Below are 23,479 nucleotides of genomic sequence, written 5' to 3'. Positions count from 1 at the left end.
TGCACCACTCCTCTGAACCGATCGGAGTCACCATGACCGTCCTCGTCGCCCACCTCCCGACCAGGGAGAGCACCGCCGCGCTGCACGCCGGCGCGGAGGAGGCCCGCCGCCGTGAGGAGGACCTCGTCGTCTTCGACCTCGGCGACGGGACCGGCCGCGCGGCCGGTGAGTCCCTCGTGCGGGAGAGCGGCGTACGGGTCGTCGTGGAGCAGCGCGACCCGCGTCAGCCCGACGCTGCCGGCGCCCTGCTCGACGCCGCCACCCGGCACGACGCCTCCGTGATCGTCATCGGCGTACGCCACCGCAGCCCCACCGGCAAGCTGCTCTTCGGGTCGCTCGCGCAGCAGATCCTGCTGGACGCCACGATGCCGGTGCTGGCCGTGAAGCCCTGATCCGGCCCGGCTCCGCGGCCCCCTCAGACGATGGCGCGTTCGAGGCGCACGTCCTGGGCCGCGAAGCGCTCGGCCGACAGCCCACTGACGTCGACGCACGGCGTACGCCCGAGCACCAGGTCGCGCACCACCTCGCCGACCGCGGGGCCCATCAGGAAGCCGTGCCCGGAGAAGCCGGTGGCGTAGAGGAACCGGGAGACCTCGGTCGCCTCGCCGATCAGCGCGTTGTGGTCGGGCGTGACCTCGTAGAGCCCGGCCCACCCGCCGGCGATGCCCACGTCGGCGAGGGACGGGGCCCGGCGCTCGATGACCTCGGCGAGGCGGGGCAGCCAGGCGTCGGAGCGTCCCGTGCGGAAGCCCGGGGTCTCCTCGGGGTCGCTCATCCCGAGCAGCAGTCCCCTCCCCTCGCCGTGGAAGTAGAAGCTGGTCGAGAAGTCGATCGTGAACGGGGTGGCCGGGTCGAGTCCCGGCACGTCGTCGGTGGTGAGGATCTGACGGCGTACGGGCTCGACCGGCAGGTCGACGCCGACCTGCGCGGCCACCTGGCCCGACCAGGCGCCGGCGGCGCAGACCACGGTGTCGGTCGCGATCGTGCCGACCGCGGTGCGCACGCCGACCACGTCGCCACCGTCCAGCTCGATCCCCGTGGCACGGCAGCCGCGCAGCAGCGTGGCGCCGGCCCGGCGCGCGGCGCCGGCGTACCCCAGCACCACGGACTCCGGCGTGCAGTGACCGTCCCGCGGCGTCCAGGCGGCGGCGAGGAGCCCGTCGGTGTCCACGAGCGGTGAGAGCCGTCTCGCCTCGGCGACGTCGATGACGTGGCTCTCGATGCCCATCGACCGCTGCAGCGCGGCGGCGGCCTCGAAGGCGACCACGTCGTCGGGGTCGTCGAGGAGCATCAGGTAGCCGACCTGGTGCAGGTCGATCTCCTGCCCGAACTGCTCGCCGAAGGTCTCGAAGGTGCGCAGGCTGCGCCGCCCGAGCTCGACGTTCACCGCGTCGGAGAACTGGGCGCGGACGCCACCAGCGGCCTTGCACGTCGAGCCGGACCCCAGCGCGCCGGCCTCGAGCAGCACGACGCGTACGCCCGCCCGGGCCAGGTGGAAGGCGCTGCTGACCCCGATGACGCCGCCGCCGACGACGACCACGTCGGCCCGGGACGGCCACGCTCCCCGCTCGGCTGGGCTCACGTGGACCTCCTGCTCCCGGGCACGGTCCGGGCCGTGCGGCCCGGTGGACGGATGCTCCGGGTCCACGCCCTCCACCGTCAAGCGCGGCGCGCGGCGCGCGGCGCGCGGCGCGCGGCGCCGCCGGGGGCCGCCGTACGTTGGGCGGCGTGAGTGCCTCCGCGTTCTACGTCCCCCTCGGCGACGACACCTTCGAGTCGACGCCGGCCACCGCCAGCCCGTGGGACGAGAGCCTCCAGCACGGCGGACCGCCCTCGGCCCTGCTCGCCCACGCCATCGAGGGGGTGCGCAGCAGCGACGACCTGCAGGTCGCACGGTTCACGGCGAACTTCCTCGGCGGGATCCCCCAGGGGCGCGTCCGCGTGGAAGCCTCCGTGGTGCGACCCGGCCGTCGGGTCGAGCTGGTCGAGGCGACGCTGTGGGCGGGCGACCGACCCGCCGTCACGGCGAGCGCCTGGTTGATCAGGTCGACGCCGGGCGCGACGGCCGAGCACTGGAGACCCGACACCGCGGTCCCGGACATCGGGCCGGAGGGGCCCGAGCGGTTCTTCGACGGCGTCAGCCCGACCTGGGGTTACGGCCGTGCGATCGACTGGCGCTTCGTCGAGGGCGGCTACGAGCCCGGTCCGGCGCTGGTGTGGACCCGCCTGCGGATCCCGCTGATCGAGGGCACGGAGACCTCGCCGCTCGAGCGTCTGTTGGTCGTCGCGGACTCCACCAACGGCCTGTCGCTGACGCTCCCGCTCGCCGAGTGGTGGGCGATCCCGCCGACGCTCATGGTGAGCGTGGAGCGCGCCCCGGCCGGGGAGTGGGTCCTGCTCGACGCCTGCAGCACGATCGGGCCGGACGGGGTGGGAACGGCGTCCGGGACCGCGTCGGACGACCGCGGCGTCGTGGCCCGGATCCTGCAGCCGCTCATGGTCGCTCCGCGCTGACGATCGTCAGCTCGGTGATCCGGTCCCCGATCACGGCGAAGCGGTAGTCCAACACCGCGACCCCACCGGGGAAGTCACCCTCCAGGCGCTGGGTCACCACCCACCGGTCCTCACCGTCGGGTCGGGCACCGAGCAGCGTCGTGGTGTAGCTGAACTCGCTGCCTGCCGTGGTGAGGAAGCCCCTCACCCGGTCGGTGCCGGCGAAGCTCTCCCCCTGGTCGACCACGACGGCCCCGGGGTCGAAGGTCGCGAGCGCCGTATCGGTGTCGCCGGCGGTGTGTGCGGCGACGAAGGTGCGGATCGCCGTGGGCAGTGCGGCGAGCTGGGTCCGGGTCTGGGTGTCGGGCTCATGTGTCATGCCAGGCAGGGTGCGGCATCCGTCGGTCGGAGGGTCAAGCGCTGGACTCTCCCCCCGCGGGAGGGTGCAGACTCGGCCCGTGTCAGGGCGGATGAGCATCGGGGAGTTCTCGCGGGTGACGCACCTGAGCGTGCGTACGCTCCGCCGCCACCACGAGGCCGGGCTGCTCGTCCCGGACCTCGTGGACCGCTCCTCCGGCTACCGGTACTACCGGGCCGAGCAGATCCCGACGGCGCAGGTGATCCAACGGCTCCGCGAGCTCGACGTGCCGCTGCCCGACGTCCGACGCATCCTGGCCCCCCAGACCGCACCCGTCACCGTCGAGCTCCGCTCCGTGCCCGCCACGAGAGTGGCTGCCGTCGAGGCCGACCTGACCCGCGAGGAGCTCGTGGGCTGGTACGCCGGCGCGATGGCCGAGCTCGACGCGACGCTCGCGCTCGACGGGGACCTGCCCGGGCCGCCGGGCGGTCTCTACGACAACAGGCTGTTCGAGGTGGGCCGGGGTCACGCCGTCGTCCACCGCCCGTGCTCCCACCCTCCTGCACGGGGGAGGGTCGGAGCCGTCGACCTGCCCGCGGTGGAGTTGGCCGTGGCCTCGCACGTCGGTGAGCACGACGACATCGAGGTGACCTACGGCCAGGTGGGTGCCTGGATCGCCGACAACGCCCTGACTGTGGCAGGTCCCGTGCGAGAGACCTACCTCATCGGGCCGCGCGACACCGACGACGTCGGCCGGTGGCGTACGGAGATCGGCTGGCCGGTCTTCCGGCTCAGCCGTCCCTCGAGATCCCCGAGCCGTCCGCGCGGACCCGGCCGGACTCGACGGTGCGCAGGTCCTCGGCGTCGTCGAGGTCCTGACGCAGACCGGTCAGCTCGCCCGTCGCGGGCACGTAGCCGGCGCGTGCGTGGGCGGCGGCGGAGTCGTCGCCGAAGAGGATCGGGGACGCCGCGCCCGCGCGGTGCAGCAGCATGGTGGTGCCCGTGCCGAGGTGGTCGGCGACGAAGAGCCCGGCGGCCGCCGCGGGCGCTGCGGGCAGCTGGACCGCGACGGCGTCGAGGTCCTCGGCCCGGAGCAGCGGCAGGTCCGTGACGAGCAGGCCCACGGGTGCACCGGGCGTACGCCGCCGTGCCACGTCGCGACCGGTGGCCAGGCTGGGGCGGAGCCCGGGGTCGGTCGCGGTGCGGAGGACCGTCACGCCCGTGCGATGCGCGACGAGATCGGCCAGGTCGGGGTCCGCGGTGACCACGACGACGCCGCCGACGGACGCGGCGCCGAGGGCCGTGTCGACGACGTGGGCCAGCATGTCGCGCGCCCACCGGGCCCGTCCGGCCTCGTCGACGCCGAGCCGGCTCTTGGCGTGCGCCAGCGGCTTCGCCGTCATCACCAGCGACAGCGGCCGCTCACCGACCGGGCGCTCAGGAGACCCGGGCAAGAGGCTCTTCGTAGGTGGTGGTGCGCTCCCGCACGGGTCGACCGATGCCGTCGCCCATCGCGCGCAGCTCGGCGACGGTCTTCGCCGACCCGTGCTGGGAGCCGGCCATGCGCGAGATCGTCTCCTCCATCAGGGTGCCGCCGAGGTCGTTGGCACCCGCCCGGAGCATCGCGCGCGTGCCGTCGACACCGAGCTTGACCCAGGAGGTCTGGATGTTGTCGATGCGCCCGTGCAGCAGGATCCGCGCCATGGCGTGCACCGCGAGGTTGTCGCGCATGCCGGGGCCGGGGCGGGCGACGCCGGCCAGGTAGATCGGGGCCGAGGTGTGCACGAAGGGAAGCGGCACGAACTCGGTGAAGCCCGCCCCACCGCGGCCCGCGTGCTCGCGCGCCCGGTCCTGGAGCTGCGCGATCAGACGCAGGTGGCCCACCCAGTGGCGTGGGTGGTCGACGTGGCCGTACATCATCGTCGAGGTCGTCGGGATGCCGAGCCGGTGCGCGGTGGTGACGACCTCGACCCACGTCCGCGTGGGCAGCTTGCCCTTGGTGAGCACCCAGCGGACCTCGTCGTCGAGGATCTCCGCGGCGGTGCCGGGCAGTGAGCCGATGCCGGCCTCGCGCAGGCCGACCAGGAAGTCCTCGATCGACTGCCCGGTGCGGGAGGCTCCGTTGACGACCTCCATCGGCGAGAAGGCGTGCACGTGCATGCCCGGCACGCGCTGGCGCACGGCGGCGACGAGGTCGGCGTACGCGGTCGCGGGCAGCTCGGGGTCGATGCCTCCCTGCATGCAGACCTCGGTCGCCCCGAGGTCCCACGCCTCCTCGGCGCGGTCGGCGACCTGCGCGAGCGACAGCGAGAAGGCGTCGGCGTCGCTGCGGCGCTGCGCGAACGCGCAGAACCGGCAGCCGACGTAGCAGACGTTGGTGAAGTTGATGTTCCTGTTCACCACGTAGGTGACGTCCTCGCCGACCGTCTCGCGGCGCAGGTCGTCGGCCAGCCGGCAGACCTGGTCCAGCAGCGGGCCCTCGGCTGTCATGAGGGTCAGGGTGTGCTCCTCGGAGAGCCGCAGCGGGTCCGGTGCGGACCCGCCCACGGCCGCCTCCGCAGCGGCGAGCGCCTCGCGGCCCTCGGCGTGCAGCCGCGCGGGGACCCCGGTGACGGCGGCGGCGTCGGCGACGGACTCCCAGTCGCCGTAGACGCGGGAGAAGTCCGAGCGACGGTCCTCGGTGCGTCCCTCGACGTCCACGGCGGCGTGCAGGTCGGTGCGACCGGCTGCGACGAAGCCACCGTCGGGCTCCTGCCACGGCAGCCCGACCGGTCGCGCGTCCCGACGTGCCAGGCCGTCGGGCGCGGCGAGCGCCGCGACGTGGGCGGAGACGCGCGGGTCGAGCCACGGCTCGCCCTCGCGTACGTAGGAGGGGTGGACGGTCAGCCGCGGCGCCAGGTCGAGGCCGGCGGTCGCGGTGACCGTACGGAGGGCATCGAGGTGGGGCCAGGGGCGCTCGGGATTCACGTGGTCGGGCGTGACCGGTGAGACGCCGCCCCAGTCGTCGACGCCGGCGTCCAGGAGGAGGCGGCACTCGTCGAGGTCGACGAGGTTCGGCGGCGCCTGGACCCTCATCCGCGGGCCGAGGACGAGCCTGGTGACGGCGATCGCGGCGCGGTACTCCGCGAGCCCCAGGTCATCGACGTGACGCATCGCGGTGTCGGGCTTGGCGCGGAAGTTCTGGACGATGACCTCCTGCACGGCCCCGTACGCCGTGCTCGTCGCGCGCAGCGCGAAGATCGTCTCGGCCCGTTCGGTGAGGGTCTCGCCGATGCCGACGAGCAGGCCGGTGGTGAAGGGGATCGAGAGACGCCCGGCGTCCTCGAGCACGCGGAGGCGTACGGCGGGGTCCTTGTCCGGTGACCCGAAGTGCACCTCACCCCGGTGCTCGAACAGGCGCCGTGACGTGGTCTCGAGCATCATCCCCATCGACGGCGCGACCGGCTTGAGGCGGTTAAGCTCCTCCCAGGTCATGACGCCGGGGTTGAGATGGGGCAGCAGCCCGGTCTCCTCGAGCACCAGCACCGCCATGGCGCGCACGTACGCGAGCGTCGAGTCGTACCCCTGCTCGTCGAGCCACGCTCGCGCCTCGGGCCACCGGTCCTCGGGGCGGTCCCCGAGCGTCATCAGCGCCTCCAGGCAGCCCGCCTCCGCGCCGGCTGAGGCGATGGCGACGATCTCCTCGGGGGTCAGGAACGGCGCTCGGCCCTCGCGCGCCGCCTGCCCGGGGGTCTCGACGAACGTGCAGTAGTGGCAGCGGTCGCGGCACAGCCGCGTGACCGGGATGAAGACCTTCGGGGAGTAGGTGATGACCCCGGGGCGTCCCGCGGCGACCAGCCCGGCGTCGCGGACGCGTGCGGCGGCTGCGGTGAGCCGGTCGAGATCCGGTCCCGTCGCGGCGAGCAGCGCGGTGGCCTCGCCGACGTCGAGGGCGGCTCCGCGTTCGGCGCGTACGAGGGCGCGACGCACCTGGCGGTCGGTGACCGCCGGCTGCTGCGGGGACGTGGTCATGCGCGACCTCTCTCGCTGCTCGCGTGGTCTGTCGGGCCGGTCAGACGCCGTCAGGCGGCGTCAGATGCCGTGGATGCGGATGCCGGAATGCGTCCCGTACCCGGAGTTGATGGAGATCAGCACGGCGGTGAGCGGCTCGAGCTGTCGAGCGAGCCGCAGGGCTCCCGCATCGATGCCGGGACGTCCGGTGACCGTGGCGGCGAGTGCCATGCCCGCCTGCTTGGCGCCTGCGTCGTCACCGACGACCAGCACGTCCTCCTCGTCGAGGTACTCGGCGTCCGACCACAGACTCGCCGCGGCGACGTGGTGGAAGGCACCGACGACGGCCGCTCCGGGCTGGAGCCTCTGGGCGGACTCAGCCGCCGATCCCCCGCCGCCGTCGACGAGCAGGCCGTACGCCCCTCGCTCGTCGAAGGCGAGCGGGTTCACGCAGGAGATGACGATGCGGCCGGCGAGCGGCAGGCTCGCGACGAGGTCGTCGTGGCCCTCGTACGGGACCGCGAGCACGACGAGATCGGCGTCGGCGCACGCGTCCTCGTTGCTCGTCCCCGTCACCTGTCCCGCCCCCGGCCCGGCGGTCAGCCGCTCGGTCACCTGCGCGGCGGTGCGCTCGGCGCGTGCCGCCTGCCGCGAGCCGATGGACACGGTGTGGCCAGCTCGCGCGAAGCGGTAGGCCAGCCCCCTGCCCTGGGGGCCGGTGCCGCCGACGACGGCGATGTGGTGCGAGGTCTGCGAGGTCATGGGGTCAGTCCATCACCACCGTGATCGGGGCACCCGAGATGCCTCGGGGCCTCCCCCTCACGTCGTCGCGGTGATCACCGCCACGACCGGAACGAGCACGTCGGGCGGCAGCTCCGTCGAGTGGTGCCGTGCGAGCAAGGCGCGCTGAGCAGAGTCGTGCACGCCTGTCACTCCACCGACGCGGTCGCCGAGAAGGTGTGGTCGACGACGGACCGAGCGGGGCACAAGAGCGCGAGATCGTGCGAAGACACGTCGCCCCAGGCCGGCGCACAGTGCCGTGACCTGGGGCGGGAGAGCCGCCTGTCGGAATCGAACCGACGACCTTCTCATTACGAGTGAGACGCTCTGCCGACTGAGCTAAGGCGGCGGGACCCGCCTGGGCGAGCACCGCGGTGCAGCATACCGAGGGGGTCGGGGCGGGAGCCAACCAGGTCGACCGCGTCTGGCGGGTGCGGCCGGCGCCCCAGCGGGGGAGGCTCGAGCCATGCAGTCCACGGAGCAGCAGCGCGAGCTCGTCGGCGTCGTCTTCGACCTCGGCAACGTCGTCATCGACTGGGACCCGCTCGCCGCGATCACCGAGGGGGTCGGCGAGGCCGAGGCGGCCAGCTTCCTCTCCGCCGACGACTTCGACTTCGCGGCGTGGAACCACGGCCCCGACTCGGGACAGACGTGGAAGAAGGCGCTGGCGTACGTCGAGGAGACCTACGAGCACTGGCTCGAGCACGCGAAGGCGTACGTCGACCACTTCCCCGCCTCGCTGCTCGGCGAGGTGCCCGGCACCCCCGACATCGTGCGTGAGCTGGATGACGCCGGCGTCCCGATGTGGGGTCTGACGAACTGGTCGGCCGAGCTGTACGAGCACGCCCCCGAGCGCTTCGAGGTGCTCAGCCGGTTCCGTGACGTCGTCGTCTCCGGTCACGAGGGGGTCGCCAAGCCGGACCCGGCGATCTACCACCGTCTCGCCGACCGGGCGGGTCACCCGCTGACGTCACTGGTCTTCGTCGACGACAAGCAGGTCAACGTCGAGGTGGCCGAGGCGATGGGCATGGATGCGCTGCTGTTCACCGACGCCGAGCGACTCCGCGCACAGCTCGTCGAGCGCGGGCTGCTCGCCGGCTAGGGTCTCGCGGCTCGCCCAGGGGCTCGCACCTCGACCACCCATCAGCAGCGCACGGTCTCCTCGGGCACCTCACCGCTGACCAGGAACGCCTCGACGGTCTCGTCGACGCACGCGTTGCCCTGGGAGTAGGCCAGGTGCCCGTCACCGTCGCGCTCGAGCAGCACCCCGGAGTCCAGCTGCTCGGCGAGCGCCCGGGCCCACTTCAGCGGCGTGGCGGGGTCCCGCGTCGTGCCCACCACCAGGATCGGCGCGGCGCCCTCGGCCGTGATGGGTGCCGGCTCCCGCCCGGAGTCGACCGGCCACTCACGGCAGCCCACGAGCCCGTACGCGAAGACCTCGCCCCACGTCGGTGAGATCTCCTCGAAGCGCGGCACCAGCTGCGCCGCCTCCTCGGTCTCGATGCCGCCGGAGTGGTCGAGGCAGTTGATCGCCACCAGCGCCTCGGTGGCGTTGGAGACGTAGCCGTTCGGTGACCGCTGCACGTACGCGTCGCTGAGCTGCAGCAACGTCGTGCCGTCACCCTGCAGCGCCTGAGCGAGCGCTGCATCCAGGGCCGGCCAGGACGCCTCGTTGTAGAGCGCCGCCCACACGCCGTAGACGGCGTTGCCGATCTCCAGGCGGCGCGGCGAGGCCGTGGGCAGCGCTTGCTCGTCGATGCCGTCGAGCAGGTCACGCAGCGCCTGCCCGGCGGCGTCGACGTCGTCACCGAGCGGACAGTCGCCGGTGTCGACGCAGCCCTGCAGGTACGCCTGGGTCGCGGTCTCGAAGCCCTGGGCCTGCGTGAGGTTGAGGTCCAGGTTCGACACGGCCGGGTCGATCGCGCCGTCGAGCACCATCCGACCGACCCGGTCGGGGAACAGCCCGGCGTACGTCGCCCCGAGGAAGGTGCCGTAGGACAGTCCCAGGTAGGACAGCGTGGAGTCCCCGAGTGCGGCCCGCAGCACGTCCATGTCGCGCGCCGCCTCCTCGGTGCCGATCTCGCCGGTGAGCTCACCGCTGCGCTCGACGCACCCCTCGCCGAAGGCGGTGAGCAGACGCTCCGAGGTCTGCCGCTCGGCCTCGGTCTCCGGCGTGGGGTCGGAGGCGACGAACGCGTCCAGCTCGTCGTCGGCCAGGCAGTCGATCGGCTCGGACCGGCCGACCCCACGGGGGTCGAAGCCCACCACGTCGTACGCCGCCCGCAGGGACTGTCCCAGGAACTCCGGCGACTGCGCCACGAACTGCACACCCGACGCACCCGGCCCGCCCGGGTTCGTCACCAGCGACCCGAGCCGCATGCCGTCACCGGTGGCGCGGCGGCGGATCACCGCGATGTCGATGGTCTGCTCCTGCGGCGCCTCGTAGTCCAGCGGCACCGTCAGCGTCGAGCACTGAGCACCGTTGCCGCACGCGCGCCACTGCAGCCGCTGCTCGTAGAACGCGCTGAGGTCGGGCTCGGGCGGCTCGGTCGGCGCGACGTCCGAGGCGGGCTCCTCCAGCGGCACCGGCGTCGGGCTCGCCGCGGAACCGTCGCCCGGCCCCGCCGAGCAGGCCGCGAGGGTCACGCTCGCGGCCGCGAGCGGGAGCGCCAGCAAGCGGGTGCGGCGCCGTCCGGACCGCCAGGACAGGGCACGCCGCATCATGCGCCCAGCGTACGGAGCGGCCCCGCGCACATCCTCCGACACAGCACGCCGTCAGGTCACGATCCGGCACCCGGCTCGACACGGCACGGCCGGAGGCACGCGCTGCGTACGCACTGCTCAGCGCGCCGCGGCGACTCCGGACCTCGGCGGCAGCATCAGCACCGTCATCATCGACTCCAGCGCCAGCTGCGGCTGCACGTTGAACTCGAGCATCTGCTCCCGCGCGGTGAAGATCGCCTCGATGCGACGCAGCGCGCCCTCGGCACCGATGCGCCGCGCGAGCGTCTCCACCTCGGCACGGTGCTCCTCGTTGACCAGGTCGCCCCCGGCGTGCACGGCCACCGCGACGACGTCGCGGTAGTAGGAGACCAGGTCCATCAGGCAGCGGTCGACGACGTCGAGCACCCGACGCTTCGCGCGGGTCTTCTGGTTCTTCTCGATCTCCGAGAGGTCGCGGTTGTAGGTGCTCGAGCGCCGACCCCGGGCGACCAGCCCGTGCGCGAGGTCGAGGTCGGACTTCTCCCGGGCGTCCAGCGCGGCCGTCAGCTCCTCGGCCTCCTCCTTGGTCGCCTCGACCAGGTTGGTGGCGGCGTTCATCGCATCCGCGAGCTTCTCCAGCTTCGGCGGCAGCCGTACGACGTCCTCGCGGCGGCGACGCACCTGCTCCTGGGTCGCCAGCGCCCGTGCCCGGCCGACGTGGCCCTGGGAGGCCCGGGCGGCGTACGCCGCGACCTCCGGGCTCACCTGCGCCTCGCGGGCCAGGAAGTCGGCGACCGCCGCCGCGGTCGGCGTCGTCAGCGTGACCAGGCGCGTCCGGGACCGGATCGTCGGCAGCACGTCCTCGACCGTGGGGGCGCACAGCAGCCACACGGTGCGGGCGCTCGGCTCCTCGACCGCCTTCAGCAGGGCGTTCGCGGCCTGCTCGGTGAGCCGGTCGGCGTCCTCGACGACCATGACCTGGTAGCCGCCCCCGACCGGTGCCAACGCGGCGTGGCGTACGAGGTCGCGCACCTCGTCGACACCCAGCGAGAGCCGTTCGGTGCGCAGCACCGTCACGTCGGCGTGCGAACCGGCCAGCGTGGTGCGGCAGTCCTTGCACTTCCCGCACCCGTTGCGGGGGCAGTGCAGCGCGGCGGCGAAGGCGACGGCGGCGTTGGAGCGACCCGACCCGGGCGGGCCCGTGAAGAGCCAGGCGTGGCCCACGCGCGGCTGGCCGACGGCTCGCGCCAGCGTCTCCACCGCGCGGTCCTGACCGACCAGGCGGTCCCAGACGCTCACGAGGACACCCCGTGGCGTACGGCCCCGGCGAGCAGCGGCTCCAGACGCGCCAGCACCCGCGCGGTGATCTGCGCCGGGTCGGCTGCGGCATCGAGCACGAGGTAGCGGTCGGGGTCCTGCGCCGCGAGCCGCCGGAAGCCCTCGCGGACGCGCTCGTGGAACCGAGCGCCGGCCGACTCGATGCGGTCGCGTCCCTCGAAGCGCGCGAAGGCGGCCGCCGGGTCCAGGTCGAGCAGCACGGTGAGGTGGGGGCGCAGGTCGCGGGTCGCCCACCGTGCGACGGACTCCACCTCGGCGACGTCCAGCACCCGTCCCGCGCCCTGGTAGGCCAGCGTCGAGTCGACGTACCGGTCGGTGACCACCACCGCCCCCCGCTCCAGCGCGGGCAGCACGAGCGTGTCGACGTGCTCGGCTTTGTCGGCGGCGTAGAGCAGCGCCTCGGTGCGCGGCGACATCTCGCCCGTGGCGGTGTCGAGCAGGAGCGAGCGCACCTGCGCGCCGACGGGGGTGTCGCCCGGCTCGCGGGTCAGCACCACCTCGTGGCCCCGGGCCGCGAGCGCCTCGGCGAGGGCCCGGGACTGGGTCGACTTGCCGGTGCCCTCCCCGCCCTCGAGGGCGATGAAGACGCCGGTCTCGGCGTAGCGACCCGGCACCGGATCAGGCCTTCTTCGTCGTCTTCTTCGTCGCCGTCTTGGTCGTCGACTTCGCGGTGGACTTCTTCGCCGTCTTCTTGGTGGTCTTCTTCGCGGCGGTCTTCTTCGCGGCGGTCTTGGTCGTCTTCTTCGACTTCTTCGCCGGGCCCTTCGCCCGACGCTCGGCGAGCAGGTCGGCGGCACGCTCGAGCGTGATCGCCTCGACGGAGTCGTCCTTGCGGAGCGTGGCGTTGTACTCCCCGTCGGTGACGTACTCCCCGAAGCGACCCGCCTTCACGATGACCGGGTTGCCCGAGACCGGGTCGTTGCCGAGCTCCTTCAGCGGCGGCGTGGCCGCACCGCGACCCCGCTGCTTGGGCTGGGCGTAGATCGCCAAGGCCTCGTCGAGGTCGATCGTGAGCAGCTGCTCCTCGCTGCCGATCGTGCGCGAGTCCGTGCCCTTCTTCAGGTAGGGCCCGTAGCGGCCGTTCTGCGCGGTGATCTCGTCACCGGACTCGGGGTCGACGCCCACCACCCGTGGCAGCGAGAGCAGCCTGACCGCGTCCTCGAGCGTGATGGTGTCCAGCGACATCGTCTTGAACAGCGAGCCCGTGCGCGGCTTGGACTTCTTCGGCGCGTCCTCGGGCAGCTTCTCGGTGACGTACGGACCGTAGCGGCCGTTCTTGGCCACGACCTCCAGTCCCGTCTCGGGGTGCTCGCCCAGCACGGTCTCCTCGCCTGCGGGGTTGGCCAGCAGCTCGACGGCCTTCTCGGTGGTCAGCTCGTCGGGCGGCAGGTCGTCGGGCACGTTGGCGCGCTTGGCGTACGCGGTGCCGTCGTCGCCGGGACCCTCGACGTAGGGGCCGTAGCGACCCACGCGCAGGTGGATGCCGGAGTCCGGCGAGCCGACGGGGAACGTCGCCATCTCGCGGGCGTCGATGTCGCCCAGCTCGGTCACCAGCGTCTTGAGGCCCTCGAGCTGCTCGGAGCCGAAGTAGAACTCCGCCAGCTCGGTGTTGCGGTCCTTGCGGCCGGCGGCGATCTCGTCGAGCACGTCCTCGAGCGCGGCGGTGAACTCGTAGGACACCAGCCGCTCGAAGTGGTCCTCCAGCAGCCGGGTGACGCTGAAGGCGAGCCACGCAGGCACCAGCGCGGTGCCCTTCTTGTAGACGTAGCCGCGGTCGAGGATGGTCTTGATGATCGAGGCGTACGTCGAGGGCCGTCCGATCTCGCGCTCCTCGAGCTCGCGGATCAGCGTGGCCTCGGTGTAGCGGGCCGGGGGCTTGGTCTCGTGGCCGTCGGCGAGCAGGTCGCTCGCCTCGACGGTGTCGCCCTCGGCGAGCTGCGGCAGCCGGGTGGACGCGTCGTCCTTGGCGGCGTCGGGGTCGTCGGATCCCTCGACGTAGGCCTTGAGGAACCCGGCGAAGGTGATGACGCGACCCGAGGCGCCGAAGACGACGTCGCGTGCTGCCGCACCCTCCCCGACCGTCGTGCCGAGGCGGATCGAGACCGACTGCCCCGTCGCGTCCTTCATCTGCGAGGCGACGGTGCGCATCCAGATCAGCTCGTACAGCCGGAACTGCTCGCCGGTCAGCCCGGTCTGCGCCGGCGTGCGGAAGTGGTCGCCGGCCGGTCGGATCGCCTCGTGGGCCTCCTGGGCGTTCTTGACCTTCGAGGCGTACGTGCGCGGCGCGTCCGGCAGGTAGTCCTCCCCGTAGAGCTGACGGACCTGCTCACGAGCGGCGTTCACGGCCGTGCCGGAGAGCGTCGTGGAGTCCGTACGCATGTAGGTGATGAAGCCGTTCTCGTACAGGCGCTGCGCGACCGACATCGCCACCGAGCTGCTCATGCCGAGCTTGCGCGAGGCCTCCTGCTGCATCGTGGTGGTGCGGAAGGGCGCGTACGGCGAGCGGCGGTACGGCTTGGACTCCACCGAGCGCACCGTGAACGCGGCGCCCTCGAGGCTGCTCACCAGCGACCGCGCGGCGGCCTCGTCGAGGTGCGCGACGGCCTTGGCGCCGGAGGCGGCGGAGGCCACGAGCCGGCCGTCGGCCCCGAAGTCGCGGCCGGCGGCGACCCGCTTCTCCTCCAGCGAGACCAGCCGCGCCGGGAACGTGCGCGGGTCCGCCTCGACGCCCGCGTCGAAGGTGGCGGTGGCGTCCCAGTACGACGCCGGCACGAACGCCATGCGCTCGCGCTCGCGGTTGACCACCAGGCGGGTAGCGACGGACTGCACCCGGCCGGCGGACAGGCCGGACATGACCTTCTTCCACAGCACCGGGGAGACCTCGTAGCCGTAGAGACGGTCGAGGATGCGCCGCGCCTCCTGCGCCTCGACGAGGTCCATGTCGATGTCGCGGGGGTTGTCGACGGCGGCCTGGATCGCCGCCGGGGTGATCTCGTGGAAGACCATGCGGCGGACGGGTATCTTCGGCTTCAGCTCGTCGAGCAGGTGCCACGCGATGGCCTCGCCCTCGCGGTCCTCGTCGGTGGCGAGGTAGAGCTCGGAGGCCTCCTTCACCAGCTTCTTCAGCTTGGTGATGTGCGGCTTCTTGTCGCGGCTGACTACGTAGTAGGGCTCGAAGCCGTTGTCGACGTCGATCGCGAGCCGCTTCCAGGGCTTGTCGGCGATCTTCGCCGGCACGTCCGCGGCGGTGCTGGGGAGGTCGCGGATGTGCCCGATCGAGGACTCGACGACGTAGCCGTCGCCCAGGTACCCCGCGATCGTGCGGGCCTTGGCCGGCGACTCGACGATGACGAGCTTGGTGCCGTCGGTGGTGGTTGCCACGGAGAAATGTGCTCCTGCTGAGGTCTGGTGCCACCAGTGTCACGGGTGGACTGCGCCGCCACGGTAACGCGCAGCACCGTCGAGACCGTCCTACCGGGTCCGCGGCTGTGGACTCCACCCTGCTGCGTCGTCCAGCGCCGAGGCCACCAACGGCGCCTGCGCGGTGTCGTCCCGGCCGACCACCGTGAGCCCTCCCTGTCGCTCGAAGAGCACGTAGCGGACCTCACCGAGGTCGCGGACCCCCTGCAGGCGCAGCCTCTCCTCCAGGTCCGCCGGCGTCAGGCCGCAGCGGCGCAGCTCGCGGTGCCGCACCTGCTCCTCGGCCACCAGCACGCGGACGCGGTGGTCGGTCACCCGCCGCACGCCGGGCAACCGCCGCGCCTCGATGACCAGGGCGTGCAGCGCCACCAGGGTCACCAGCGCCACGAGCCCGGTCAGCACGGACTCGGAGTCGGCCGTGGCCGTACGCCCCACCACCGACCCGATCGAGACGGCCGTGACGACGTCGACCACCGTCCACTGCGCCACCGTGCGACGTCGCGCCATCCGCAGCAGCACGACCGCGGCGAGGAAGATCAGCGCCGAGCGGGCGATGGTCTCGCCGAGCTGCGACCAGGAGTCCGTGAGCCAGCCCATGCCATCAGTCATGCCATCAGTCTGGACCTCGACCCCGCTCGATCAGACCAGCCGCAGGTAGTCCTCGGTCACCAGGTCGCGCACCTGCGGCAGGTGCGCCGCGCGCAGTGCGAGGGGATCGGTCTCGGTGAGGCTCGCCAGCGCGTCGAGGATCTGCCCGACGCTCAGCTCGCCGTCGCAGGCGCCGACGAGCGCGGCGACCACCGTGTCGGCGGTGCGCGCCCGGCGCAGCAGCACCTGCTGACGCAGCACGATCGTCTCCGGGTCCGCGGCGCCCGGGGCGCCGTGGGTCTCCTGCACCACGTCGGGGCGGCGTACGGGGCGGGCGGCGAGGAGGTCCTCGTCGCTCATCCCCGCCAGGCCGGTCACGGCATCGATCCAGGCGGCGTACGCCGGCGCCACCGGCTGCTCCACCGCGTGCGGCCACTCCTCGAGGCGCACCTGCGGGGACGGCGCCCCGGGCGCGTCGTCGACGCGCTGCAGGTTGATCCAGCCGAAGCCGATCGCCTCGACGCCCTGGTCCTCGAACCACGAGAGCCAGGTGTCGTACCGCTGCACGTAGTCCTCCCCGCCGTGGTGGCCGGAGTCCTTCAGCCACAGCTCGACGTACGCCGCCGGGTCCATCAGCTCACGCTGCACCACCAGCGCGTGGCACCCCGACGCCTCGACCATCGCGCCGAGCCGCTCCTCCCACGGCACCCCGCGCTGCACGACCCAGTCGGCCAGCAGGTGACAGCGGCCGCCGACGGTCAGGTGCCGCGGCGCGGTGCGCACCATCTGCTCCACCGCCCGGTCCCCGGGCAGCCCGGAGTCGCGATAGACCAGCTGCTCCCCGGTCGCCGGGCTGATGACGAACGGCGGGTTCGAGACGACCAGGTCGAAGCGCTCGCCGGCGACCGGACCGAACCAGCTGCCCTCGCGCACCTCGATCGACTCCACCCCGTTCATCGCGGCCGTGAAGTCGGTGAGCCACAACGCCCTGGTGTTCACGTCGGTCGCGACCACGTGGTCGGCGTGGGTGGAGGCGTGCAGGGCCTGCAGACCCGACCCGGTGCCGACGTCGAGGGCGGAGGCGACCCGGTCACGGGTGGTGATCTGCGCGAGGCTGATCGAGGCCGCGGAGACCCCGAGCACGTAGTCCGCGCGCATCCGGTTGGGCGACCCGTCCATCCCGGGCGTCAGGTCCGAGACGAGCAGCCAGCCGTGCTCACGGCCGTCGGCCCCGGTCTCGGCGTACGGGGAGACGTCCACGCGCGCGACGACCTCACCCACCGAGGTGGCGAGGATGCCCTCGACGCAGAGCCGGTCGACCATCCCGGGGAGCGCTGCCTCCACCTCGCTCAACGGCACGGGCGACTGCAGGGGCCACAGGCGTACGAGCGTCTCCAGGGGACTTCGGCCCCTCGTCACCCTTAGGCCCGGCGTCGTCTCGTCGCGCTCGAGCGCGGCGGACGCCATCGGGCCGAGGAGCGTACGCACCCCGTCGTGGGTGTAGCCGGCAGCCCGGAGGGCCTCCCCGAGCTCGGCGGCGAGAGCACGCGAGGAGTCGGTGAGAGGCCGGTGCATCAGAGCTTGATCCCGACGTACTTGGTCTCCAGGTACTCCTCGATGCCCTCGAACCCGCCCTCGCGCCCGAAGCCGGAGTGCTTGACCCCGCCGAACGGCGCGGCCGGGTTCGAGACCGAGCCCTGGTTGATGCCGACCATCCCGTACGCCAGCCCCTCCGCGACGCGGATCATCCGCGAGGCGTCGGTGGTGTAGGCGTAGGCGACCAGCCCGAACTCGGTGTCGTTGGCCTTCTCCAGCGCCTCGGCCTCGTCGGTGAACGTGTAGACCGGGGCGACCGGACCGAAGATCTCCTCGGTGCGTAGGCGGGCCTCGTGGGGCACGTCGGTGAGCACCGTCGGCTCGAAGAAGTGGCCCTCGCCCTCCACGCGGTGACCACCGCAGGCGACGACGGCGCCGCGGTCGACGGCGTCGGCGACGAGCTCGGCCACCTTGTCGCGCTGGTCGTCGTCGATGAGCGGGCCGACGTCGACCCCGTCCTCGGTGCCGCGTCCGACCTGCAGCGCGCTCATCCGGTCCACCAGCTTGCGGGTGAACTCCTCGGCGACGTCGTCGTGCACGAGGAACCGGTTGGCCGAGGTGCACGCCTCTCCGATGTTGCGCATCTTCGCGAGCATCGCCCCGTCGACCGCGGCGTCGAGGTCGGCGTCGGGGAAGACCAGGAACGGCGCGTTGCCACCGAGCTCCATCGAGGTGCGCAGCAGCTGGGTCGCCGACTGCTCGACGAGCATCTTGCCGACCGGGGTGGAGCCGGTGAAGGTCAGCTTGCGCAGCCGCGGGTCGGTGATGATCGGCTCCATCACCTCCCCGGTCGAGGACGTCGTCACGACGTTCAGCACGCCGTCGGGCAGGCCGCACTCGGCCAGCACCTTCGCCAGCAGCAGCATCGTCAGCGGGGTCTGCCCGGCGGGCTTGACGACCATCGTGCAGCCGGCGGCGACCGCGGGACCGATCTTGCGGGTCCCCATCGCCAGCGGGAAGTTCCAGGGCGTGATCATCAGGGTCGGCCCGACCGGCTGCTTCATCGTCAGCAGGCGCGTGGCGCCCGAGGGGTCGACGCTGTAGCGCCCCGCGACGCGGACGGCTTCCTCGGCGAACCACTGGAAGAAACCGGAGCCGTAGTCGACCTCGCCGGCCGACTCGGTCAGCGACTTGCCCATCTCCAGGGTCATCAGCAGGGCGAAGTCGTCCTTGCGGCGCTGGATCTCCTCGTACGCCCGGCGGAGGATCTCCCCGCGCTCCCGGGGCGGGGTGGCGGCCCAGTCGGCCTGCGCGGCGACGGCGGCGTCGAGGGCGGCGCGCCCGTCGTCCGCGGTGGCGTCGGCGACCGAGGCGAGCACACCACCGGTCGCGGGGTCGAGCACGTCGAAGGTGCCGCCGCCGTCGGCCCCGCGCCAGGTGCCCCCGATCAGGAGGTCGGTCGGCACCTCGGCGAGCAGCGCACGCTCGCGGTCGTCACGGGCCGCTGGGTGGGCTCCTGGGTGGTCCTGGCTGCTCACGGTGTTCCTCTCGCCGGGGAGGGCCCGGCGAGTCGCCGGGTCCGGTCGTCCCAGCCTCTACCCACCGGCCCTGGCGGCGTACGCAGGGCTCGTGCCCGCGCTCGCGTGGCAGGCGACGGCTTCTCCCCCTCAGGCGGGGGCGAGCGCCTCGTCGACGGAGTCGTGGATCGGGAACACCTTGGCCAGACCGGTGATGCGGAAGATCTTCAGCAGCCGTTCGCTGGTGCACACCAGCCGCATCGTGCCGGCGTGCGCGCGCACCCGCTTGAGCCCGCCGACGAGCACGCCGAGCCCGGTGGAGTCCAGGAACTCGACCCCGCCCATGTCGACGACCAGGTGGATCACCCCGTCGGAGACGAGGTCGCTGATGGCGTCGCGCAGCTGCGGCGCGGTGTAGACGTCGATCTCACCGGCGACCTCGATGACTGCGCGGTCGCCGTCACGACGGGTGTCGAGGCTGAGTTCCACGGGTTCCTCCCGGCATCGAGGGGCAGTCGAGGGGGGTCGAGGTGCCTCGCGGCGCCCCGGGTGCGGGAGTCCGCGTACCGACAGCATAGGACGGAACCGCGCCCGTGGCCTGCAACGAGCGACATCCGCACGGCTGCAGGACAGGTGTCCTCGCGCGCGTCCGCGGGCAAGAGGAACCCATGTTGGCCCTCGGCGTGATCCTGCTCGGTCTGTCCTCCATCGTGTTCGTCGTGGCGCTCGTGGCCGGGTCCGACGACCCGGCACCGCTGGCCATCGGCGGCCTCGAGATACCCATGAACGCCACCGTGCTCTTCCTCGTGGGTGCCGCGACGGTGCTGGTGTTCATCGCCGGCCTCGAGCTGTTCCGGTCGGGCACCCGCAAGGGTCTCGAGCACCGGCGAGACCGCAAGAAGGTCGAGAAGCTGGAGAAGAAGCTCGCGACGCAGGACTCCACCGGCAAGGACGGCAAGGACTCCACGGCTAAGGACTCCTCGAAGGCCGCGGCCGGGGCGACGGCAGCGTCCTCGGGTGCTGCCGGCTCCTCGTCCGCTCCCTCGACCGGCGGGTCCTCGTCGTCGGCGGCTCCGGGCACCCCGGGGGCCTCGGGCGGCTCCGGTGCCTCGGCGCCCGGGGGGTCGACGTCGCGCGGCACGACGGCCACCACCGCCTCGGGCGCGGCGACGACCACGGGCGACCGCGGCGGTGCAGGCAGCTCAGGCGCGTCGGGGAAGTCCGCCGGCAAGGGCTCCTCGTCGTGGAAGTTCTGGAAGTCCTGAGCCCCGAGACCGTGCGCGCCTAGGGACCGGCCCGCGCCGCGCGGACGACCTCGTCCCAGGCGCTGAGGCCGAGCACCGGTGCCACGTCGGCCCCGGTGGCGACGCTCACGACCTCACCGGCCACGACGCATCGCACGAGGCGTACGTCGTGGGCCATGGCCACCGTGGACGCCGCGGCGCACGCGTCCTGGTGCTGCTGCACCGCCTGCGCGGCGGCGAGGGCGGCCAGGTCGGCAGCCGCGGCCGCTCGCCGGCTCGCCTCGAGGACGCCGCCGAGCACCCCCACCACCACGGTGGCCAGGACCAGCACGGCACACAGGCCGACGAGCAGCAGGCTGGCGAAGCCGCCCTGCTCACCTCGCCGGCAACCTGCCGACGGCCGGGTGGGTCGCGCGCGGGTCATGGCAGGACCTCGCGGACGGCGGTCGCCTCGGCATCGACGGTGGCGTCGGTCAGACCACCGAGCGCGGACCCGAGGAGGCCGCCGAGCGCCGTGGGGACCACGGGCATCTCGACGCGCACCCGCACCAGCTCCGCTCCGACCTCGACGTGGACCGCCGAGGCGCCCTCCGCCACCCGTCGGGCAGCGGTCCGGGCGGCTGCGACCGACTCGCCGCGGGCCGCGACCCGGGCCGCCTCCCGGGAGGCGTCGATGGCCGCGATGCGCAGGGCGACCAGCGAGATCGCCCAGACCAGGGCCAGGGTCACGAGCACGAGGCTGGGGATCACCAGCGCCGCCTCGGCGGTGACCGCACCCCGCTCGGTCCGGCGGGTGCCACGCAGGTGGCGGGGGCTCAGCGGGCGGCGGGGGCTGAGCGTGCGGCGGGAGGGCGCGACCCCGGTGGGTCCCCCGCTCCCACCGGGGTCGCGACGCATCAGCCGATCCCGCCGATGAGGCCCTTCACGATGCCCTTGACGATGTCGACGATGAAGCCGGCGACACCACCGCTGGCGAGGGCCTTGTAGAGCAGGAAGGCCATGCCGGCGCCCACGCAGAGCAGCACGGCGAACTCCGCGCTGAGGGCTCCGCGGTCGAGGGTGCGGACGGCGTGGAAGCGACGCTGGACCCGGGTACGGAGGCGGGCGTTGGGTGAGGTGGGGCGGTTGCTCTGCACGGTCATGGTGTTCTCCTCGTGGGCTGCGCCCCGACCTGGTGCCGTGGCGTCGAGCAGGACTCTGCTGGCGACCGCGGCGATCTCCGAGGCCTCCGCCGACCGGTGGTGGAGAACGACTCGCGCACCCCGCCCGGCAGGACAACCGGCTCGCGGGCCTCACAGGCCGCCGAGGAGCGGCACGACGAGCGAGGCCACGAAGGGCACCACGCCGATGCACAGCAGCGCCGGCAGGAAGCAGGCGGCGAGCGGCAGCGTCGCCCGGACGCCGACCGCCTTGGCGTGCGCGGTCGCGGCGGCACGCGCCTCGCGACGCAGCTCCTCGGCGACCCGGTCGACGACCTCGACGACGCGTGCACCGCTGTCCAGCGACCGCAGCATCGCCGATCCCAGCAGCGCCGTGGCCTCCTGCTCGGCCACGGGCCGCCACACGGCGTACGCGTCGAGTCCCGCCGCGGCGCGGCGGGCGACCGCGGACATGGTCTCCCCCGCAGGCCCCTCGACGGTGCGACCGACGAGCCCTGCCGCCTCGGTCGGGGCCTGTCCTGCGCGCAGCAGCGCCGCGAGCAGGTCGACCGCATGGGGGAGGTCCGCCGCCAGCCGAGCCCTGCGTCGACTCTCCCCCGGAGGCTCCTGGCGGCGCAGCCACACCCAGACCCCGACCGCAGCGACCACGCCCGCGGCCGTCCCGACACCGGGCCCCAGCGCCAGGTTGCCGACCAGGAGCAGGGAGCCCGCGGCCATCACGCGGGAGCGGGGGGACACCGGTCCGTCGCGCTCGGTGCGCGGCGCGGCCCCGCGCCGCAGCCGACGCGCGCCCGCTCCCCGGGACCCGGGACGGGGACCGGTCGCGGACCCGGGGCCGGACAGCGGCAGCAGCCACCACGCCGCCGCAGCGGCCAGGAGCATCGTGACGGGTGCGACGGCAGGGACGACGACGCTCATCCGGTCATCCCCTGGCGCTCGATGCGCTCCATCCATCCCAGCCCGGCGAAGGCGAAGGCCGTACCGGTGGCCGCGCAGGCGACTCCCGGCCAGGTCATCAGGAGGAAGGCCGCCGCGCCCCCGCCCCCCAGGGAGGCGGCACCCACCAGCACCCACGGCAGGACCGCCATCAGCCGCGCGGTGGCCCGGGCCTCCGCGAGCTCCCCCTGCACGAGGCGCCGACGGGCGGCGACGTCCCGCTCACCGGCCGCGACCTGTGCGATCACCGGGGCCAGGGTCGCTCCGCTGCGCGCGGAGACCTCCCAGGCGTCGGCCACGCGGTCCCAGACCTCGACCCGCGACGCTCGGGCCAGGTCGCGCAGCGATGCCGGCACGTCCACGGCCATCGCGCTCGCCCCGACCGCGGGCAGCAGCGCGGGGTGGTCCGCCGCCACGCGCCGCAGGGCCGTCCCGGGCGGCACCCCGGCGCCGAGCTCGCCGACGAGGAGCTCGCAGGCGACCCCGGCGGCCGTACGCCGGCGTTGCTGGTCGCGGTCGATCCGCGCACGCCGCAGCAGCACGACCGCGCCGAGCACGCAGCAGGCGAGGACGACGCCGCTGCCCACCGCCGGACCGGGAGGGTCCCACGGGCCTGCCACCGCCACCGTGACCGCTGCGCCGACGAGCAGGACGCCGCCGCGAAGGCCCGTAGGGCGGGGCAGGTCCGCGGCGACCTGCCCCGGCGTCGCGGTGCGGGACCCGCGGCCCGCTCGGCGGCCGACCGGGGTGCCGCCCCCGCCCGGCGGCAGCATCATCGGCCAGACCAGCAGCGCGCCCGCGAGCCCGACGAGGAGCACCGCCGTGCTCACACCGGACCCCGCTCGCGCAGCAGCTCGAGGAGCACGGGCGCCCCGGGTCCCTCGCGCATGGTGTCGTCACGGTCGAGGGAGAGGGCGAGGAGCACGCGGACCAGGTGGTCCTCGCCCACCTCGACCACGCCGATCTCGCCCACCCGGCGGGAGCCGTCCGGCCGGCGCACGAGGTGCACGACCACGTGCAGCGCGGCGCCGATCTGGCTGTGCGCCGCGTCCCGCGGCAGCCCGGCGGCGAGGGTGAGCGTCTCGAGCCGGGAGACCACGTCCACGGCCGAGTTGGCGTGCACGGTGCCGCACCCCCCTTCGTGGCCGGTGTTCAGCGCGGCGAGCAGGTCGACCACCTCGGCACCCCGGACCTCCTGCGGAATCCAGCGGGAGTTTCCCGGGATCTACGCGGGGGCGTCCACTGAGGAAACTCGGCTGGACGAACATCGCGTCCGATGAGGAAACTTCGCCCGTCCACTCGGGAAACTGCCCGTCCAGCCAGGAAACTCAGCGGCAGCCGTCCGCGTGGGTGTGTGCCTGGGCACGACGAAGGGCCCGGAGCTAGACAGCTCCGGGCCCTGCGGGGGTGAGGGTT

At 73.4% G+C, this 23,479-nt stretch carries 23 protein-coding genes, 1 tRNA gene and 1 pseudogene; 5 read left to right on the top strand and 20 right to left on the bottom strand.

Annotated features, from left to right (window positions below; genetic code table 11):
* Positions 1-32: 32 nt before the first annotated feature.
* Positions 33-392 (top strand): universal stress protein, encoded by a 360-nt coding sequence (locus KLP28_08810; protein ID QWC83747.1) that lies wholly within the window; start codon positions 33-35, stop codon positions 390-392.
* Between the two features lie 23 nt (positions 393-415).
* Here KLP28_08810 and KLP28_08805 read toward each other — a convergent pair whose 3' ends face one another.
* Entirely contained in the window at positions 416-1,582 is a 1,167-nt protein-coding gene (locus KLP28_08805) for an FAD-binding oxidoreductase (protein QWC83746.1), read from the bottom strand.
* A 146-nt stretch (positions 1,583-1,728) separates the two neighbouring features.
* Between KLP28_08805 and KLP28_08800 the strand changes: the two genes are divergently transcribed.
* Complete coding sequence (locus KLP28_08800; GenBank protein QWC83745.1) at positions 1,729-2,514, top strand: thioesterase family protein; 786 nt, start codon at positions 1,729-1,731, stop codon at positions 2,512-2,514.
* Here the strand turns inward: KLP28_08800 and KLP28_08795 are convergent.
* Positions 2,495-2,872: a nuclear transport factor 2 family protein gene (locus KLP28_08795; protein ID QWC83744.1), complete on the bottom strand. Its 378-nt coding sequence runs from the start codon at positions 2,870-2,872 to the stop codon at positions 2,495-2,497. The two genes, KLP28_08800 and KLP28_08795, sit on opposite strands and share 20 nt — an antisense overlap.
* Before the next feature lie 91 nt (positions 2,873-2,963).
* Between KLP28_08795 and KLP28_08790 the strand changes: the two are divergent.
* Positions 2,964-3,647: pseudogene (locus KLP28_08790) on the top strand (MerR family transcriptional regulator).
* Here the strand turns inward: KLP28_08790 and KLP28_08785 are convergent.
* From KLP28_08785 to KLP28_08770, 4 genes are all read right to left on the bottom strand, one after another.
* A complete protein-coding gene (locus KLP28_08785; protein QWC83743.1) occupies positions 3,643-4,305 on the bottom strand; it encodes an NTP transferase domain-containing protein in 663 nt (220 codons plus the stop codon). The pseudogene KLP28_08790 and the gene KLP28_08785 overlap by 5 nt on opposite strands.
* Entirely contained in the window at positions 4,289-6,862 is a 2,574-nt protein-coding gene (locus tag KLP28_08780; protein QWC83742.1) for a bifunctional FO biosynthesis protein CofGH, read from the bottom strand. The genes KLP28_08785 and KLP28_08780 overlap by 17 nt, the downstream gene beginning before the upstream one ends.
* 60 nt (positions 6,863-6,922) lie before the next feature.
* Positions 6,923-7,603 (bottom strand): NADPH-dependent F420 reductase, encoded by a 681-nt coding sequence (gene npdG, locus KLP28_08775; protein ID QWC83741.1) that lies wholly within the window; start codon positions 7,601-7,603, stop codon positions 6,923-6,925.
* A 294-nt stretch (positions 7,604-7,897) separates the two neighbouring features.
* Positions 7,898-7,970, bottom strand: a tRNA-Thr gene (locus tag KLP28_08770).
* A 117-nt stretch (positions 7,971-8,087) separates the two neighbouring features.
* On the opposite strand from KLP28_08770, the gene KLP28_08765 reads away from it, so the two are divergent.
* A complete protein-coding gene (locus tag KLP28_08765) occupies positions 8,088-8,723 on the top strand; it encodes an HAD family phosphatase (protein QWC83740.1) in 636 nt (211 codons plus the stop codon).
* Between the two features lie 41 nt (positions 8,724-8,764).
* On the opposite strand, the gene KLP28_08760 is transcribed toward KLP28_08765, so the two are convergent.
* The 8 genes from KLP28_08760 to KLP28_08725 all read right to left on the bottom strand — a co-directional run bounded on the left by KLP28_08760 (position 8,765) and on the right by KLP28_08725 (position 19,212).
* Entirely contained in the window at positions 8,765-10,342 is a 1,578-nt protein-coding gene (locus KLP28_08760) for an alpha/beta hydrolase (GenBank protein ID QWC86891.1), read from the bottom strand.
* 120 nt (positions 10,343-10,462) lie between these two features.
* A complete protein-coding gene (locus KLP28_08755; protein ID QWC83739.1) occupies positions 10,463-11,623 on the bottom strand; it encodes a DNA polymerase III subunit delta' in 1,161 nt (386 codons plus the stop codon).
* A complete protein-coding gene (gene tmk / locus KLP28_08750) occupies positions 11,620-12,276 on the bottom strand; it encodes a dTMP kinase (GenBank protein ID QWC83738.1) in 657 nt (218 codons plus the stop codon). Before tmk ends, KLP28_08755 begins: the two co-directional genes overlap by 4 nt.
* 4 nt (positions 12,277-12,280) lie before the next feature.
* The gene (gene topA / locus KLP28_08745) at positions 12,281-15,043 is read right to left on the bottom strand and encodes a type I DNA topoisomerase (GenBank protein ID QWC83737.1); all 2,763 of its coding nucleotides are present in this window, start codon (positions 15,041-15,043) and stop codon (positions 12,281-12,283) included.
* Positions 15,044-15,133: 90 nt separating this feature from the next.
* Complete coding sequence (locus tag KLP28_08740; protein QWC83736.1) at positions 15,134-15,691, bottom strand: DUF421 domain-containing protein; 558 nt, start codon at positions 15,689-15,691, stop codon at positions 15,134-15,136.
* Positions 15,692-15,721: 30 nt separating this feature from the next.
* The gene (locus KLP28_08735) at positions 15,722-17,245 is read right to left on the bottom strand and encodes a methyltransferase (GenBank protein ID QWC83735.1); all 1,524 of its coding nucleotides are present in this window, start codon (positions 17,243-17,245) and stop codon (positions 15,722-15,724) included.
* On the bottom strand, positions 17,245-18,744 hold the full coding sequence (locus KLP28_08730; GenBank protein QWC83734.1) for an NAD-dependent succinate-semialdehyde dehydrogenase: 1,500 nt from the start codon (positions 18,742-18,744) through the stop codon (positions 17,245-17,247). Before KLP28_08730 ends, KLP28_08735 begins: the two co-directional genes overlap by 1 nt.
* A 129-nt stretch (positions 18,745-18,873) precedes the next feature.
* Complete coding sequence (locus tag KLP28_08725) at positions 18,874-19,212, bottom strand: anti-sigma factor antagonist (GenBank protein QWC83733.1); 339 nt, start codon at positions 19,210-19,212, stop codon at positions 18,874-18,876.
* Positions 19,213-19,391: 179 nt separating this feature from the next.
* Between KLP28_08725 and KLP28_08720 the strand changes: the two genes are divergently transcribed.
* A complete protein-coding gene (locus KLP28_08720) occupies positions 19,392-19,988 on the top strand; it encodes a hypothetical protein (GenBank protein QWC83732.1) in 597 nt (198 codons plus the stop codon).
* A gap of 19 nt (positions 19,989-20,007) precedes the next feature.
* On the opposite strand, the gene KLP28_08715 is transcribed toward KLP28_08720, so the two are convergent.
* From KLP28_08715 to KLP28_08690, 6 genes are all read right to left on the bottom strand, one after another.
* Positions 20,008-20,391 (bottom strand): hypothetical protein, encoded by a 384-nt coding sequence (locus tag KLP28_08715; GenBank protein ID QWC83731.1) that lies wholly within the window; start codon positions 20,389-20,391, stop codon positions 20,008-20,010.
* Positions 20,388-20,864, bottom strand: coding sequence for a pilus assembly protein (locus KLP28_08710; protein QWC83730.1), 477 nt, complete (start codon positions 20,862-20,864; stop codon positions 20,388-20,390). Before KLP28_08710 ends, KLP28_08715 begins: the two co-directional genes overlap by 4 nt.
* Complete coding sequence (locus KLP28_08705) at positions 20,864-21,109, bottom strand: DUF4244 domain-containing protein (protein QWC83729.1); 246 nt, start codon at positions 21,107-21,109, stop codon at positions 20,864-20,866. The genes KLP28_08710 and KLP28_08705 overlap by 1 nt, the downstream gene beginning before the upstream one ends.
* 150 nt (positions 21,110-21,259) lie before the next feature.
* Positions 21,260-22,045: a type II secretion system F family protein gene (locus KLP28_08700; GenBank protein QWC83728.1), complete on the bottom strand. Its 786-nt coding sequence runs from the start codon at positions 22,043-22,045 to the stop codon at positions 21,260-21,262.
* Entirely contained in the window at positions 22,042-22,893 is an 852-nt protein-coding gene (locus KLP28_08695) for a type II secretion system F family protein (protein QWC83727.1), read from the bottom strand. Before KLP28_08695 ends, KLP28_08700 begins: the two co-directional genes overlap by 4 nt.
* Positions 22,890-23,288 (bottom strand): CpaF/VirB11 family protein, encoded by a 399-nt coding sequence (locus KLP28_08690; protein QWC86890.1) that lies wholly within the window; start codon positions 23,286-23,288, stop codon positions 22,890-22,892. The genes KLP28_08695 and KLP28_08690 overlap by 4 nt, the downstream gene beginning before the upstream one ends.
* Positions 23,289-23,479: the final 191 nt, after the last annotated feature.

This window comes from Nocardioidaceae bacterium (genome assembly GCA_018672315.1).
Classification (GTDB): domain Bacteria; phylum Actinomycetota; class Actinomycetes; order Propionibacteriales; family Nocardioidaceae; genus TYQ2.
Note: the sequence above shows the minus strand (reverse complement) of the source record. Positions and strands in the feature narration are given on the sequence as shown.